This is a genomic window from Priestia sp. TGN 0903 (genome assembly GCF_050846855.1).
In the GTDB taxonomy this organism is placed as follows: Bacteria; Bacillota; Bacilli; order Bacillales; family Bacillaceae_H; genus Priestia; species Priestia zanthoxyli.
The window spans coordinates 17,244-31,969 of record NZ_JBOZGL010000013.1; the positions used below are offsets into that span (position 1 = coordinate 17,244).

The following is a 14,726-nucleotide window of genomic DNA, read 5'->3' on the forward strand; positions in this document are numbered from 1 at the left end:
GAAAGGTGAAATTTTGTCAAACGGACTAGCAAAATACCTATAATCGTTCGACTATTTTCTAGTATTATATTGAAAACTATACAAAAAGATGTACAATCTTACATGGAGATTTAAAAAATATGAGAGATACTGTTCGCCCCAGAGAAAGCCTATGCTCATCATTCTTTTTTAAAAGCAAATAAAAGTCTATAAAAATAACAAAAAAGTTATTGACAATAACCCTGCTTTTTTATATTATTATAAATGTCTTTTAGAGAACGTATAATGGCGGTGTAGCTCAGCTGGCTAGAGCGTACGGTTCATACCCGTGAGGTCGGGGGTTCGATCCCCTCCGCCGCTACTCGAATAACGGCCCGTTGGTCAAGCGGTTAAGACACCGCCCTTTCACGGCGGTAACACGGGTTCGAATCCCGTACGGGTCATCAAAAAGCATGTACAACAAGTACATGCTTTTTTTCTACTCTTTTTTACATATAAAAAAAGCACCTTTTAGATAAAAGGTACTTTCCAAAAACTCGCTATCTATTTGATATAAGCAGCAAGTTAACCGCGTTTTGCACCGCGTCCACCGCGTTTTGATTCGGTATGGCGTTTTAGGGAAGATAAACGTTCTTCACTGTCTTTTAAGAAACGATTCATTTTTTGTTCGAATGTTTCTTTTGTACGGAAATCATTACCGCCACCACGATTGTTATTACGTTGTGGGCGTGAATCACGTGGACGGTCTGAGCGTGGCGCTCTTGCAGGACGCTCTGGTCTTTCTGGACGTTCTGGTTTATCTACCGCTTTCTTAATTGAAAGACCAATTTTACCATCTTTCTCAACGTTAATTACTTTGACTTCAACTTCGTCGCCCACTTTTAAATGGTCGTTAATGTCCTTTACGTAATTATCAGCTACTTCACTGATATGAACCAAGCCTGTTGAACCTCCTGGTAACTCAACAAAAGCTCCAAAGTTCGTAATACCTGTTACCTTTCCCTGTAACTTGCTGCCTACTTCGATTGACATAAAAAAAATGCTCCTCCTTAAATGATAAAAGAAATCAATTTATTATATTATACAAAAAGCAAAAATACACTGTCAACGAACCATACGTTTAGTCTTTTTTTACATTAAAGATAATTTCCCCGTCTTCTGATAAAAAATAATCTCTGCGGGCAATCTTTTTAATATAATCATCGTCATTCAACTTGACGATTTCACCTTTTAACTGTTTTTGCTTGCTTTGTAATTTTGTCAGCTGCTGTTCTAATTTTACCTTCTCAGCTTTTTTGTTCTCAATAGCTGAGGTTTGCGTAATTAAAGCTGATACCATCAATCCACCAATGATTAAGGCCAACACTCCGAAAACAGTCAAACGCCTAATTAAACCGATACGCTTTCGATCTGTATTTTGTTTAATTTGTTCTTGTTTATGGCTATAATCAGTATTTAACTTCGCGACCTTTTTTTTTCGTACCGCACTCATTGAATTAGTCGTCCCCCTTGTTTTTTAAAGTGTTCACCCATGCAACGACTCTCATTATCATATTCTTTGCACGATTGTAAATTCCTTCTATATACCGAAAACCCATATGTAAAAATCGTTTTACAGGTTTAGGCATCATTCTCCAAAATACGAAAAGAACCCACCTAGTCGGTAAGTAAATAAGCTTTAGACAGAATACGAGCAGCTTATGAACAGCTCGGTAGATCCCTAAAGCGACTACAAGTAGAATATGAATAAAGAAGCGGATAGGCTTGACCAAAAAAATATTACTAAGCGTTAAAACACCTCGATATAAACTTAATACGCTCGAGACAGTAAATGTTAATACTTTTAAATACAGTGATTGAAATAAGCTTTGATACGCGGCAAAGCCGCAAAACAAAGCAAGAAACGCATACAAACGCAGTTCTCCTTCATTCACTAAAAACAACACATAAAAAATGAGAAGAGCTTGCACCATCCAAAACAATACGTCATTTACAAATACAAACCATGGGCGTGATTTAGAGCGATTAACAAAGTAACGATAAGTATCGAGAGAAGCACCTAAACCGCTTCCCATCGATACCATCGCAAGCATTGTATAGAGCTGAATGTTTAAACTCATCGAAACAACTTACTAAAGAATCCTTTAGCCTTCTCCGATTGGTTCTCATCTAAGTAAACTATATCAAAGATTTTTCCTTTTATCGATACAATTCCTTGATCAACGTCTAAATTTTTCATTTGCAGATTTTGCCCTCTAACTGACAAGAAACCCATCACTGTTTCAAGTAAAAATTCCTCATTGTCAAAGCTCTCTACCTGCTTCACACCCGTGATATCTAAGAGACGCCGACCCTTCATCACTAAATCATGATTTGGAGTATGGTCTTTGTTTGAATTGCTTGTTTCATAAAATTGGCTCATATCTTCATCCCCACCTCATTCATTAAGAGCATTCGCTCTTGTTATCTGTTGTTTAAAACATATGAATGAGAAAGGTGATTTAGAACAAGCCTTCATCAGTTATACTTCAGATGAAATACGCTCTTCTTTGACAATTGAGTACAAATTAGCTGCTTCTTCTTTTTTAGCTGCTTCTTGAAGAGCCTCTATTTTAACGGTAATTTTCTTCGTGCCAAATGTGATGGCTAATTCATCTCCTACTTTCACATTTGTGCTTGCTTTTGCAACGATACCATTAATCGTAATACGGCCCTTGTCTGATACTTCTTTTGCCAATGTACGGCGCTTAATTAAACGTGATACTTTTAAAAATTTATCTAACCTCATAATTCCCTCACCTTTCTGTTTTACAAACCTGTTTTTTTGGCTTCTTCCCAAAATTCATCTAACTCTTTTAACGAAAAAGATTCAAATGGTTTTTCAGAAGCTCTCACTTTTTCTTCAATATATTGAAATCGATTTAAAAATTTTGTATTCGTTTTAGCTAATGCAGCTTCAGAGTCGATTTTATAAAATCTTGCAATATTCACTAAAGCAAATAAAATATCTCCAAATTCATCGCTCATTTTTTCTTTATCAGCATGCTGTACTTCATCTTGGAATTCAGCAAGTTCTTCCTGTACTTTTTCCCACATAGGTTCAACTTCTGACCAATCGAAACCAACTTTTGCAGCTTGTTTTTGGTATCCGTGCGCTTTCATTAAAGAAGGCATAGCCCCAGGTACAGAAGCTAACAGAGAAGAAGGCTCCTCTCCTTTTTCTTCTTTTTTGATTTCATCCCAATTTTTTAAGACCTCATCTGCATCATTCACGCTCACTTCCCCAAATACATGCGGATGGCGTCTTACCATTTTCTCTGAAACACTGCGAATGACGTCATCAATTGAAAACATTCCTTCATCTTCACCGATTTGTGCATGAAGCAATACCTGCAGCAATACATCACCGAGCTCTTCAATCATATTATCGTCATCTTGACGGTCAATTGCATCTAATAACTCATAAGACTCTTCTAGCAAATAGCGCTTGAGCGATTCATGCGTTTGTTTTTGATCCCAAGGACATCCGTTTGGCCCTCTGAGCGTGGCAATAATCCTTCTGAATGAGTCAAATTGATGGTATAAAACCGTTTCGTCCGCTACTGGAGGGACATAAATAGTCGTTAAGTTATTGAGCGACATTTCTCTATCTAATTCATACAGCTTGACCGGCTGGATTTTTTCTTCACTGCTTCCCGCTGCCGTTACAATGTAAACGAGGTAATCATCAGGAACGTGTTCCATCAGCGTTAGTTTTACCTCTGAAGCAACGAACTGATCGTACACTTGAGCAATTAGAACATGACCCGTTAACTCTATTTCGCTTCGCTTTAAGTCTGTTCCGTCTAGCAGCTGAAATCCTTCAATAGGATCGATCTTTAGTGCGCCAAAAATTGGATCTAAGAAGCTTTGTCCCCCTTTAATTTCAACAGGAATGCTGCGTTCTTTTCCTTTTTGTAAAAGTAATTGAACCGTACGTTCTGCCACTAAAGGATGCCCGGGAACGGCATACACCACTTCTTCTACTGAAGCTTTATCGATTAAATCATTTGATATATGTTCATATACCTCTTCAAATCCATCATAAGATTCGTATACGTCATCATAGGATACGTACGTCAAGCCTTCACTTTCTAATTCTTTGATTACAGGATGTTCTTTTGTGCGCATATAAATATGCTTTTCCTGCTGCAGCAAGCGATAGATGCCTACGGGTAGCTGCTCTAAATCGCCTGCTCCTAAACCAATAACTGTTACTTTACCTGTCATTGCTTCACCTTCTTATTTATTTTTTAATACGTATTTAGCTAAAACACTTCCCATTGGAAGTAAACGTAATTCCTCTTCGGTAAAAATATGTTGTTTCATAATGATAAACAAATAAAACAAACCGCCTATTAAAACACCAGATCCTGTTTCAACCACTTGTTTGCTTGTATCTAAACCATTAGACCATACAAAGTGATGTAAACAAAATAAATAGCTTTGCAAAAGAATGACCATTGCTATGCCCGTTATAAAAATACCTCCACTCGCCTTTTTCGGAACGAGCGATACAGCTAGCTTTTTATACAGACAAAATAGATTGATTGCTGCAACAATAGCGAATCCAGCTGAGGAAGCAATGGCTGCTCCTATGGTTTGAAAATCTGGTATTAGCCAAAGATTCAATATCAGTTTAACCGTCATGCCAGCGATGACGGCTATTACAGGTGCGAAAACAGCTCCCATCCCCTGAAGCACAGCTCCAGCAGTTGCTGCTACGGTTGTAAATATAACTAACAAGCTCAAAATTTGTAAAACGTCCGTTCCGTCGGAGTTACTATATAAAAGCATATTAATGGGTTTCATCAGCGCAATCAAGCCAAAGGCTGCTCCAACTCCGACTACAAGCGATAGTCGGAGAGACAGCTGAACTTTTTCAAGCACAAATGACAAGTTCTTTTTCGCAATGGCTGAAGAAATAACGGGTACAAGTGAAAGTGAAAAAGCTGTACCTACTACTGTACCTAATTGAATCAACGGAAGTCCACGGTCATAAATACCTTTTGAAACTTTTGCTGCCTGTTCAGCCATGCCATGCGCCGTCAGACCAGAATATAATGTAAAGGAATCAATAAGCTGAATAAACAGCAGACCCATAGCGCTGATACAAATTAATAAACCTTGAATAATAAGGATTTTCACTACTTTTTTGATGTCTGCTTTTTTTATGCGTTGAAATACTCCCTTAGAATTTGTCTTTGTTCTAAAAACAAATAAACATAAAATAATAAGAGATGTTATACCGCCTGTTATGGAACCAAAAATAGCTCCTGCTCCTGCAGTATAAGGACCATACCCATGGTGGATAAAGAAAATAGATAGGCACAAAATAGTCCCTACTCGAACAATTTGTTCTGCGATTTGAGACAACGCAGTAGGAAACATATTATATAATCCTTGATAATAACCACGAATGACAGCAATAAACGGAATAAGTAAAAACGAAAATGAAATAATTTGAATGAGAAGCGTTAACTGACGATCTCCCATCCACTCGGCAATCGTTTCTGCAAAGATATATTGGAGGGAAAACATTATGCAGCCTACTACAAACAAAAAAGCAAATGAAACTTGAAGTATTCCTCGGATTTCCTTTCTCCGATTTGTTGCCACATAATCGGCTACTAACTTTGAAATAATTACAGGGAAACCGTATGTACCTAGCTGTAGCGCAATTCCATATAGCGGATAAACTTGCTGATAGATATAAAACCCTATATCTCCCGCAATATGGTGATATGGAATACGGTAAGTAGCACTTAAGATTTTCGTAAATAAACCTGCGAGCGTTAAAATAATCGCGCCGTTAAAAATAGAATAGAGCTTTGATTGTTTCTGCATTCCTACACCTTTCACCTGCAGCTTGTAATTATGTGAACAACGCTTTTTATGAGCCGCTAACTGTAGAAGAATAGCGCTTTGTTCTTATAAAACATCCTGCACTTTCCAATAAATAAAATACCGTACCATTATATCATGTTCTCTTTATTTCTAAGGTAAGACAGCATGAAAAAAGGTAGCAGAAACTGCTACCTTTTCAGTAAATAATGTAAAATAAAGATAATTACGCTTACTGCTCCATTTGACGAGATAAGAAGCTAGCTGCCGTTTCGGCTGCTTTATGCTCTACTTCACCAAGAGACTTCTCTTTTGAGAAGATGACAACAGCTCCAATCGGATCTCCATTTGCAATAATCGGACCGATTGTGTAAGAAGAAATATTTTCTTCGTATCCATCGACAAATTCAAGGTTTTTCCCATCAGTTACTAAAGAAGAACTGCGGCTTTCCATAACAGATTCTACTAAAGAACTAATGTTTTTATTTAAGTATTCTTTTTTAGAGCTTCCTGCTACCGCAATAAATACATCGCGGTCACAAATAAGTACAGGATGACCTAAGCTATCGTATAGCGCTTCGCCATACTCTTTTGCAAAATCTCCTAATTCACTAATTGGCGAATATTTCTTTAAAATAACTTCTCCATCGCGATCGACGAAAATCTCTAGCGGGTCTCCCTCTCGGATGCGAAGTGTTCTTCTAATTTCTTTTGGAATCACAACGCGACCCAAATCATCAATACGACGAACAATACCTGTTGCTTTCATTCATTGAAGCCTCTCTTTCATATGATGATTAAAATAGTTGGTGAATATCACTGATGGCTATATGATAAAAGGTTCACCTTTGTTGAGGTTAGTATTCTTCACTCTACAACTTCTATTCACCAACCATCTCTTTTTTTGTTAAAAAGTGTGCTTTTATTAAAAAAATGTCCAAAAAACCGCCAAAACATGGGGATTTGGACATTTTTATTTCGGCTATATAAAAAGAAGGCTCAAAAATGAGCCTTCTTTTTAATTCGTAACTTGTTCTTTTTTAACAGTAGCTACTCCTTTTACTAACTGATACACAATATTGAGCCATTCTTTTTGAGCAAGTCCTTTTACATTAACCACTAATTTTACTTTTTTGCCTTCCATACCTAAGCTGACCATTCTGCCAAATTGATCACCTAGCATGAATAATTTTTGACCGTCTATCGTTGAGCTCGCTTCTTCAGACAGCAGAATAGAAATTTCTTGTTTTGACTGAAGAATAGATTCTACTAGGTTCTGCGTTGCATATACTTTTGTTTCAGCTACTTTAAACAAATACTCAACCTCAGCCGGATACTCTCCAAAACGATCAATCATTTCATCTTGCAGTTCTTGAATATCCTCTAGCGCTTCAATTCCTCTAAAGCGCTTATACATCTCAATTTTCAAGCGGCCGTCTGTAATGTACTGATCAGGGATATACGCGTCTAAGTCCAGGTTCATTTCCACATTAAATTTCACACTTTCTCCGTCAGACCCGCGTCTTTCCTCTATCGCTTCTTTAAGCATTTGTGAATAGAGATCGAAACCGACAGAATCGATAAATCCATGCTGCTGAGCACCCAGTAGGTTTCCGGCGCCACGTATTGAAAGATCACGCATAGCAATTTTAAAACCAGAACCTAATTCGGTGAATTCTTTAATAGCTTGCAGACGCTTTTCAGCTACTTCTGTCAGTACTTTGTCTTTATGATACGTAAAGTACGCATATGCCACGCGATTTGAACGACCTACGCGTCCTCTTAATTGATACAGTTGTGATAATCCCATCTTATCAGCATTGTTGACAATGAGCGTATTTACATTTGGAATATCTACTCCTGTTTCGATAATAGTTGTACTCACAATCACGTCATATTCGCCTTCTAAAAAGCTTAAGATAACCGCTTCGAGTTCTGTTTCATTCATTTTTCCGTGGGCATACGTTACCCTAGCATCAGGCACGAGCATCGAAATTTCTTCTGCTTTTCGTTCAATATCTTCTACGCGATTATATAAAAAGTAAACTTGGCCATCACGCGCTAACTCACGCTCAATCGCTTCACGAACTAGAACCGGATTATACTCCACTACATATGTTTGAACCGGAAAACGATTTTCAGGCGGCGTTTCAATAACAGACAAATCCCTTACGCCCAACATAGACATATGTAATGTTCGTGGAATAGGTGTTGCTGTAAGTGTAAGGACATCAACGTTTGCTTTCATTTGCTTGATTTTTTCCTTGTGCGTTACACCAAAACGTTGCTCTTCATCGATAACTAACAACCCTAAATCCTTATAAATCACATCTTTAGATAGTAAACGATGTGTACCAATCACTACATCTACGGTCCCGTTTTTTAGCCCTTTAATTGTTTCCTGCTGCTGTTTACGGCTGCGAAAGCGGCTCAATAGCCCAATATTAATTGGGTAGTCTTGAAAACGCTCACGGATGGTTTCATAATGCTGCTGAGCTAAAATAGTGGTTGGTACTAAAATAGCCACTTGTTTTCCATCTGTCACAGCTTTAAACGCAGCACGAATGGCTACTTCTGTTTTTCCGTATCCAACGTCTCCACAAAGCAGACGATCCATTGGTCTTTCATGTTCCATATCCTTTTTAATTTCTTGTACAGAACGAAGCTGATCTTCGGTTTCTTGATAAGGGAAAGCTGTTTCAAATTCTCTCTGTAAATCGCCATCCGGGGAAAATGCATAACCTTTACTTGCTTCGCGCTCTGCATACAGTTTAATTAAGTCATCAGCGATGTCTTGAACAGAAGACTCAACTTTTCGTTTCACTTTCTTCCAGTCATTTCCGCCAAGTTTATATACTTTCGGCTCTTTCCCTTCAGAGCCTACATATTTTTGTACTTGATCAATCTGTTCAACAGGAACGTACAGCTTGTCAGAGCCTTCATATTTGATATGGATATAATCTTTATGATTACCGTTAATCTCTAACGTTTCCATTCCTAAATAACGGCCAATACCGTGGTTCACGTGAACGACATAGTCACCTACGTTTAACTCTGAATAGCTTTTAATACGCTCTGCATTGGAAAGCTTTTGACGACGCTTTGATTTCTTGATCCGTTTTTTAAACAATTCTTCCTCGGTTAAAACTGCTAATTTTTGCATCGGCAGTTCAAAGCCCATTTGTAAATCGCCTTCAATAATTTGAACAAGACCTGGCACAAGCTGACCATTTCCATCTAAAATAGATGAATCAATATCATAATCTGCTAGCACCCCTTCGAGTTTTTTCACGCGCTCTTTATCTGCTCCTAAGAGGACTACCGTATAATTAGCATTTTTCCAACGTTCAATTTCACTTTTTAATAAGTTCATTTGGCCGTAAAACTGCTGCATCTGCTTACATGAAATATTAATAATATTTTGCGGACTCGTATACGATACGTGCTTCAAAAATAACGATAAGTATAAAAACTGATGTTTTGCTCGCTGAATAAGAGATGGGAGCTTATGAGATAATTGAACATCTCGAACAATTTGCCCCTGTCCTAATAATTCTGTTATCCATTCAGCTTCCTCTGTTTCAAGCTGATCAGACGTCTCTTGAATTCGAGTTGTTTCATCAAAGATGACAAGGCCACCTTCTGGTAAATAATCTAGTAAACTAGCAGGCGATTCGTAAAAGAATGATAAATACTTGAACATATTTTCAAGAAGTTGACCTTGACGCAGCTGTTCAATTTCACCTTTAATATTTTCTGTTAAGGTAGCTTTTAGCGCTGCGTTTTTCACTTGCTGCAGCGTCGAAGCCAGCTGTGCTTCTAGTTCTTCAATTCCTTGGGCCACTTCATTTTGGTTCACAATGATTTCCGTAGCAGGGCCGATTGAAATTTCTTTTAACTGTTCTTGAGAGCGTTGATCCTCAATTGTAAAAGTACGAATGGAATCGATCTCGGTATCAAATAGTTCAATTCGGACAGGTAGCTCTTCTGTTAACGGATAAATATCAATGATTCCTCCGCGCACACTAAACTCACCCGGAGCTGAAACCATCGATGCCCGCTCATAGCCCAACTCAACTAACCTTTTTAAATAATGATCAACGTCGATGTCAATTCCCATTTGAAACGGCAGCTGCGTTTGCTCCCATCTTGCTTTAGGAGGCAGCAGCTTTCGAATTCCTGCAAGCGGGGTTACAACTACTCCACCTGTATGTTGACTCCAATAATTGAGTACTTCAATTCGCTGAGCCTTTAATTCTGGACTTGCAATCCCCACTTCTGTAGCAACTAAATCGTTAACAGGGTATAAGAAAACGTCTTTTTCCGGTAAAAGGTGCAAAAGGTCTTCATACACTTTTTGGGCTTGATATAAATTATGAGTCACTACTAATAAGGGGTATTTTTTATCCTCATTTAAGAGTGCCATTAATACAGATCGAGCTGAACCGGAAATTCCCGTTACTAACTGTTCTTTCAAACCTTCTTCTAAACTGCTGACAACAGCTCCAATTTCTTTATTTTCTTCAAATTGCTGTCTAATCCCTCGCAAAGGAATTCCCTCCTCCCATGATATGTCTAAACTAAACAGAAAAACGCTTTGGTTTGAGACCAAAGCTTTTTATTGTATAAATGTTTCGTACTGATGATAGTCTGGATTTCGTTCTAGCGCTTCTTGACAGTCTTCACAAATAATTTTAACCACGATGTCTCCACTATTATGGTAGTGAATAAAGTCTTTTCGTTCATCTGCGGTCAGGTGATTAAAACCGAGTGCTTCTGTATTGTGAGCTGTCTTTTCTATCATACCGACTTTTGCGCCACAATGTCTACAGAAATAATGAATAGACATACAAATCCTCCCAAATCTTTTAGTGTTAGTATGGACGATTGAGAGAAATTTTATTCTGCTTAATTATAGCGATTCATTACTTCTAAGAACGTTTGACCTAAAAAGTCTTCACTCGCGTGCACAGACGTTTTCATCGCTTCTTCCATATGAACCATTTCATCTTCTGTAAAGCGCCCTAGTACATAGTCAACTACTTTCATACCGTTTTTCGGACGATCAATCCCAATACGAATTCGGTTAAACTCTTGGGTTTTTAAATGCTGAATAATTGATTTTATTCCGTTATGGCCGCCTGGACTTCCTTTTGTACGCAATCTTACTTTTCCGCACGGCAAATCTAAGTCATCGTAAATAACAAGCAAGTCTTCGACGTCTATATCAAAATAGTCCATTAACGGGCGAATACTTTCTCCTGATAAATTCATATATGTTAGAGGCTTTAATAATATGACTTTTTCTCCTCTTATTATACCTGTTCCATATATTCCGTTAAACTTTGTTTTATCTAATGAAATCATAAACTGTTCGGCAATTTTATCAATTGCCATAAATCCTATGTTATGACGAGTACGGTCATATTCTTTTCCAGGATTCCCTAAACCAACGATTAATTTCAAAATAGATACTCCTTTCCACTCTATGTAAGTTGTACATAATAGGTAAATGTCTTTAATGTTTTACATTACTATATAGTATCACTTTTATTATAATCAATTCACACAAAAAGACGTAACCTTTTGGTTACGTCTTTTTATATTATTCTTCGCTATCTTTTTCTTTTGTTGCTTCAACGTCGCCTTCAGCATCCTGAACTTCGCCGCTATCCGGCTCTTCTTCCTGTTGAGGAGGTAGTACAGAAGCAACTGTATCTTCTGCATCATGCGTAATTTCTAGCTTTTTATCTACCTTAATATCCCCTACTGTAATTGTATCGTTAATTCCCAAATCTGATACATCTACATCAATAGATGATGGGATATCTTGCGGCAAGCCTTTTAATGAAATTTCATATAGAGACTGCTGTAATACGCCGCCTTCTTTTGTTCCTTTTGCTTCTCCTACTAGAGATAAAGAAACTTCAGTATCAATTTCTTTCTTCATGTCGACCACTTGGAAATCGGCGTGGACAATTTCGTTTTTTAATGGATCGGTTTGAATATCATGTAACATTACGGAATATTTTTGCTTGTCCACTTGTAATGTTAACACTCCATTGCGTCCTGCTTCACGAATAGTCTTAATAAAATCAGCACTGTTTAAGTAAATAGGCGTGGATTCTGTTTTATTTCCGTAAACAACCGCTGGGAAGTTTCCTTCGTCGCGAATTTTTCTATTTGTAGAATTTTTGAAATCCGTTCTTTTATTTGCTTGAATTGAAATACTCATTTTATTCACCTTCCAGTATGTTTTCTACTTAAAATGTACCCTTTTTAGAAGGCTGCTAAACATAAAACTCGTTTCAATCAGCAATATATCTTTGCTCATCCCGTCCAAATCCCTTTAAAACCAAGGATTAGCCCATTTAATTTTTTTCAAAAAAACCTCTTTCCAAATGGAAAGAGGTTCTGTTTATCAATCAAATAACGTACTAACTGATTGCTCTTCGTGAACACGAATAATCGCTTCACCAATTAACGGAGCTACTGAAAGTTCTGTTACTTTACCAATTTTCTTATCTTCTGTTAAAGCAATAGAGTTTGTTACAGCTAGCTCTTTGATTGTAGAGTTTTGAATACGCTCAATCGCAGGGCCTGAAAGAACTGGGTGTGTACAACAAGCATATACTTCTTTTGCACCTGCTTCAATTAATGCACTTGCACCAATTGTAATTGTACCAGCTGTATCAATCATGTCATCAATCAAGATTGCTGTTTTCCCTTCCACTTGTCCAACAATGTTCATAACTTCTGCTACGTTTGGACGTGGGCGACGTTTGTCAATGATAGCGATCGGCGCTTTTAGACGTTCCGCTAAACGGCGAGCACGCGTTACGCCACCGTGGTCCGGAGATACAACAACAACGTCATCAAGATTTTTACTCTTGAAGTATTCACCTAAAATTGGAACACCTACTAAATGGTCAATTGGAATATCGAAGAAACCTTGAATTTGAGGAGCATGTAAATCTAATGTGATAATACGAGTAGCTCCCGCTTTTTCAATGATATTTGCTGCTAATTTGGCAGTGATTGGTTCACGTGCACGAGCTTTACGATCCTGACGAGCATAGCCATAGTAAGGCATAACGATGTTAATTGTTTTAGCTGATGCACGTTTTAATGCATCAATCATAATTAATAATTCCATTAAGTGTTCGTTAACTGGAGCACTTGTTGATTGAATGATAAATACATCACAACCACGGATACTTTCTTCAATGTTAATTTGAATTTCACCGTCACTGAAACGATCAACCGAACATTTACCTAATTCCACACCAATTACTTTTGCGATCTCTTCAGCTAAAGCCTTGTTTGAATTTAGCGTAAATAACTTTAAATTTTCATCAGCATATACATTTGACATTTTATTGTGAAACCTCCGTCAGGATTTTTTATTAATATCAAGCTTTTCAGCATAGTTTTCTTTATTTACTTGTTTCGCACGAGCAATTGATAATGCTTTTCCTGGCACATCATCCGTTACGGTTGAACCAGCTGCAACATAGGCGCCTTCACCAATTGTTACAGGTGCAATTAAGTTTGAGTTACATCCTACGAATGCCCCATCTTCAATCTTTGTTAAAAATTTATTTTTCCCATCGTAGTTAACTGTAATAGATCCGCACCCTAAGTTTACACCTTTTCCGACCTCTGCGTCTCCAATATAACTTAAATGAGAAGCTTTGCTACCTTTGCCAAAAGATGCTTTTTTAATTTCTACAAAGTTTCCTACGCGCACTTCATCTCCAATTAATGATTGAGGACGAATATGTGCAAATGGGCCAATTGTGACTTCGTGACCAATTTCACTATCGTGAGCAACAGAATGGCGAATAGAAGTATTATTACCTATTTTGCAGTCTTTAATTTCACTGTTAGGTCCTACTTCACAGTTCTCTCCAATTACAACTGTTCCTTGAATAACCGTACCAGGATAAATAACCGTATCTCTGCCAATGACAGCATCTGCTGAAATGTACGTGTTAGAAGGATCCACAATCGTCACTCCATTTAACATATGCTGCTTGTTGATACGCTTTTTCATTGTTTCTTCTGCTTGAGACAGAGCAAATCGATCATTAACGCCCAATGTTTCAGCAAAATCGGATGTTTGATATGCAGAAATAATTTGACCTTCATTTTTTAGAATTTCGATAACATCAGGTAAATAGTACTCTCCCTGTACATTATCATTTGAAACTTTTGAAAGTGTCTCAAATAATTTCTCATTATCAAAACAGTACGTACCAGTATTAATTTCCTGTACAAGACGCTCTTGTTCTGTGGCATCTTTATGCTCAACAATCTTTTCAACAGAGCCTTGTTCATTTCGAATGATGCGTCCATATCCTGTTGGATCTTCTGCATGAGCCGTTAAAATAGTTGCCATTGCATTTGTTGCTTCATGATGCTTTAATAAAGATTCAATTGTTTCAGCTGTAATAAGCGGAGTATCTCCACATACAACAATTGTCGTACCTTTTTCATGTGCAAGTAAAGATTCTGCTTGCATTACTGCATGAGCTGTTCCTAACTGCTCTTCTTGTAAAGCAAATAAGCTTTTATCTCCAACATGTGATTTCACTTTTTCGGCACCGTGACCTACAACTGTAATTAAATTTGTTAAATCTAAGCGTGATAACTGATCAATTACGTGTTGCACCATCGGTTTGCCACACACAGGGTGTAACACTTTATATAAAGATGACTTCATACGTGTACCCTGACCAGCTGCCAATATGACTGCATATCTTTTTGACATAACAGGCCTCCAATTTTACCTTTTTATCCATTAAGAATATTATATCAAAAATGACAGCATTTCAAGGAATCATTTATAAGTCATGAATTTT

The 14,726-nt window shown here is 37.5% G+C and carries 14 protein-coding genes and 2 tRNA genes; 2 read left to right on the forward strand and 14 right to left on the reverse strand.

The features are described from left to right. Positions 1-266: 266 nt before the first annotated feature. Together ACRPLY_RS24915 and ACRPLY_RS24920 are read left to right on the forward strand one after the other, a co-directional pair. Positions 267-340: transfer RNA gene (locus ACRPLY_RS24915), tRNA-Met, on the forward strand. 10 nt (positions 341-350) lie between these two features. Continuing rightward, positions 351-422: transfer RNA gene (locus ACRPLY_RS24920), tRNA-Glu, on the forward strand. Between the two features lie 121 nt (positions 423-543). On the opposite strand, the gene ACRPLY_RS24925 is transcribed toward ACRPLY_RS24920, so the two are convergent. From ACRPLY_RS24925 to glmU, 14 genes are all read right to left on the reverse strand, one after another. Next, positions 544-1,011, reverse strand: a complete 468-nt coding sequence (locus tag ACRPLY_RS24925) for a S1 domain-containing RNA-binding protein (RefSeq protein WP_013054879.1) — start codon at positions 1,009-1,011, stop codon at positions 544-546. An 88-nt stretch (positions 1,012-1,099) separates the two neighbouring features. Then, positions 1,100-1,471 carry an FtsB family cell division protein gene (locus tag ACRPLY_RS24930; protein ID WP_013054878.1) on the reverse strand — a complete coding sequence of 124 codons (372 nt, stop codon included), beginning with the start codon at positions 1,469-1,471 and terminating at the stop codon, positions 1,100-1,102. Between the two features lie 4 nt (positions 1,472-1,475). After that, positions 1,476-2,099 carry a spore cortex biosynthesis protein YabQ gene (gene yabQ / locus ACRPLY_RS24935; protein ID WP_028412646.1) on the reverse strand — a complete coding sequence of 208 codons (624 nt, stop codon included), beginning with the start codon at positions 2,097-2,099 and terminating at the stop codon, positions 1,476-1,478. Continuing rightward, the gene (gene yabP / locus ACRPLY_RS24940) at positions 2,096-2,401 is read right to left on the reverse strand and encodes a sporulation protein YabP (protein WP_013054876.1); all 306 of its coding nucleotides are present in this window, start codon (positions 2,399-2,401) and stop codon (positions 2,096-2,098) included. The genes yabQ and yabP overlap by 4 nt, the downstream gene beginning before the upstream one ends. Before the next feature lie 99 nt (positions 2,402-2,500). After that, positions 2,501-2,767 (reverse strand): RNA-binding S4 domain-containing protein, encoded by a 267-nt coding sequence (locus tag ACRPLY_RS24945; protein WP_013054875.1) that lies wholly within the window; start codon positions 2,765-2,767, stop codon positions 2,501-2,503. 20 nt (positions 2,768-2,787) lie between these two features. Then, the gene (gene mazG / locus ACRPLY_RS24950; RefSeq protein WP_028412645.1) at positions 2,788-4,248 is read right to left on the reverse strand and encodes a nucleoside triphosphate pyrophosphohydrolase; all 1,461 of its coding nucleotides are present in this window, start codon (positions 4,246-4,248) and stop codon (positions 2,788-2,790) included. Between the two features lie 12 nt (positions 4,249-4,260). Continuing rightward, positions 4,261-5,865 (reverse strand): putative polysaccharide biosynthesis protein, encoded by a 1,605-nt coding sequence (locus ACRPLY_RS24955; protein WP_028412644.1) that lies wholly within the window; start codon positions 5,863-5,865, stop codon positions 4,261-4,263. Between the two features lie 229 nt (positions 5,866-6,094). After that, positions 6,095-6,631, reverse strand: a complete 537-nt coding sequence (spoVT, locus tag ACRPLY_RS24960) for a stage V sporulation protein T (RefSeq protein WP_028412643.1) — start codon at positions 6,629-6,631, stop codon at positions 6,095-6,097. A 249-nt stretch (positions 6,632-6,880) separates the two neighbouring features. After that, positions 6,881-10,411 (reverse strand): transcription-repair coupling factor, encoded by a 3,531-nt coding sequence (gene mfd / locus ACRPLY_RS24965; RefSeq protein ID WP_048021886.1) that lies wholly within the window; start codon positions 10,409-10,411, stop codon positions 6,881-6,883. Positions 10,412-10,480: 69 nt separating this feature from the next. Further along, entirely contained in the window at positions 10,481-10,711 is a 231-nt protein-coding gene (locus ACRPLY_RS24970; protein ID WP_013054869.1) for an anti-sigma-F factor Fin family protein, read from the reverse strand. 59 nt (positions 10,712-10,770) lie between these two features. Next, on the reverse strand, positions 10,771-11,328 hold the full coding sequence (pth, locus tag ACRPLY_RS24975; protein WP_028412641.1) for an aminoacyl-tRNA hydrolase: 558 nt from the start codon (positions 11,326-11,328) through the stop codon (positions 10,771-10,773). Between the two features lie 139 nt (positions 11,329-11,467). Continuing rightward, entirely contained in the window at positions 11,468-12,097 is a 630-nt protein-coding gene (locus ACRPLY_RS24980; protein ID WP_028412640.1) for a 50S ribosomal protein L25/general stress protein Ctc, read from the reverse strand. A gap of 186 nt (positions 12,098-12,283) precedes the next feature. Further along, positions 12,284-13,237 (reverse strand): ribose-phosphate diphosphokinase, encoded by a 954-nt coding sequence (locus ACRPLY_RS24985; RefSeq protein ID WP_014462059.1) that lies wholly within the window; start codon positions 13,235-13,237, stop codon positions 12,284-12,286. A gap of 18 nt (positions 13,238-13,255) precedes the next feature. Beyond that, the gene (gene glmU / locus ACRPLY_RS24990; protein ID WP_014462060.1) at positions 13,256-14,635 is read right to left on the reverse strand and encodes a bifunctional UDP-N-acetylglucosamine diphosphorylase/glucosamine-1-phosphate N-acetyltransferase GlmU; all 1,380 of its coding nucleotides are present in this window, start codon (positions 14,633-14,635) and stop codon (positions 13,256-13,258) included. Positions 14,636-14,726: the final 91 nt, after the last annotated feature.

Excerpts from the sequence above, each read along its gene's own strand:
- ACRPLY_RS24925 (WP_013054879.1), bottom strand. The coding sequence starts at position 1,011 with ATGTCAATCGAAGTAGGCAGCAAGTTACAGGGAAAGGTAACAGGTATT.
- spoVT (WP_028412643.1), bottom strand. The coding sequence starts at position 6,631 with ATGAAAGCAACAGGTATTGTTCGTCGTATTGATGATTTGGGTCGCGTT.
- glmU (WP_014462060.1), bottom strand. The coding sequence starts at position 14,635 with ATGTCAAAAAGATATGCAGTCATATTGGCAGCTGGTCAGGGTACACGT.
- ACRPLY_RS24980 (WP_028412640.1), bottom strand. The coding sequence starts at position 12,097 with ATGAGTATTTCAATTCAAGCAAATAAAAGAACGGATTTCAAAAATTCT.
- yabQ (WP_028412646.1), bottom strand. The coding sequence starts at position 2,099 with ATGAGTTTAAACATTCAGCTCTATACAATGCTTGCGATGGTATCGATG.
- yabP (WP_013054876.1), bottom strand. The coding sequence starts at position 2,401 with ATGAGCCAATTTTATGAAACAAGCAATTCAAACAAAGACCATACTCCA.
- mazG (WP_028412645.1), bottom strand. The coding sequence starts at position 4,248 with ATGACAGGTAAAGTAACAGTTATTGGTTTAGGAGCAGGCGATTTAGAG.
- ACRPLY_RS24970 (WP_013054869.1), bottom strand. The coding sequence starts at position 10,711 with ATGTCTATTCATTATTTCTGTAGACATTGTGGCGCAAAAGTCGGTATG.
- ACRPLY_RS24985 (WP_014462059.1), bottom strand. The coding sequence starts at position 13,237 with ATGTCAAATGTATATGCTGATGAAAATTTAAAGTTATTTACGCTAAAT.
- ACRPLY_RS24930 (WP_013054878.1), bottom strand. The coding sequence starts at position 1,471 with ATGAGTGCGGTACGAAAAAAAAAGGTCGCGAAGTTAAATACTGATTAT.
- ACRPLY_RS24955 (WP_028412644.1), bottom strand. The coding sequence starts at position 5,865 with ATGCAGAAACAATCAAAGCTCTATTCTATTTTTAACGGCGCGATTATT.
- ACRPLY_RS24945 (WP_013054875.1), bottom strand. The coding sequence starts at position 2,767 with ATGAGGTTAGATAAATTTTTAAAAGTATCACGTTTAATTAAGCGCCGT.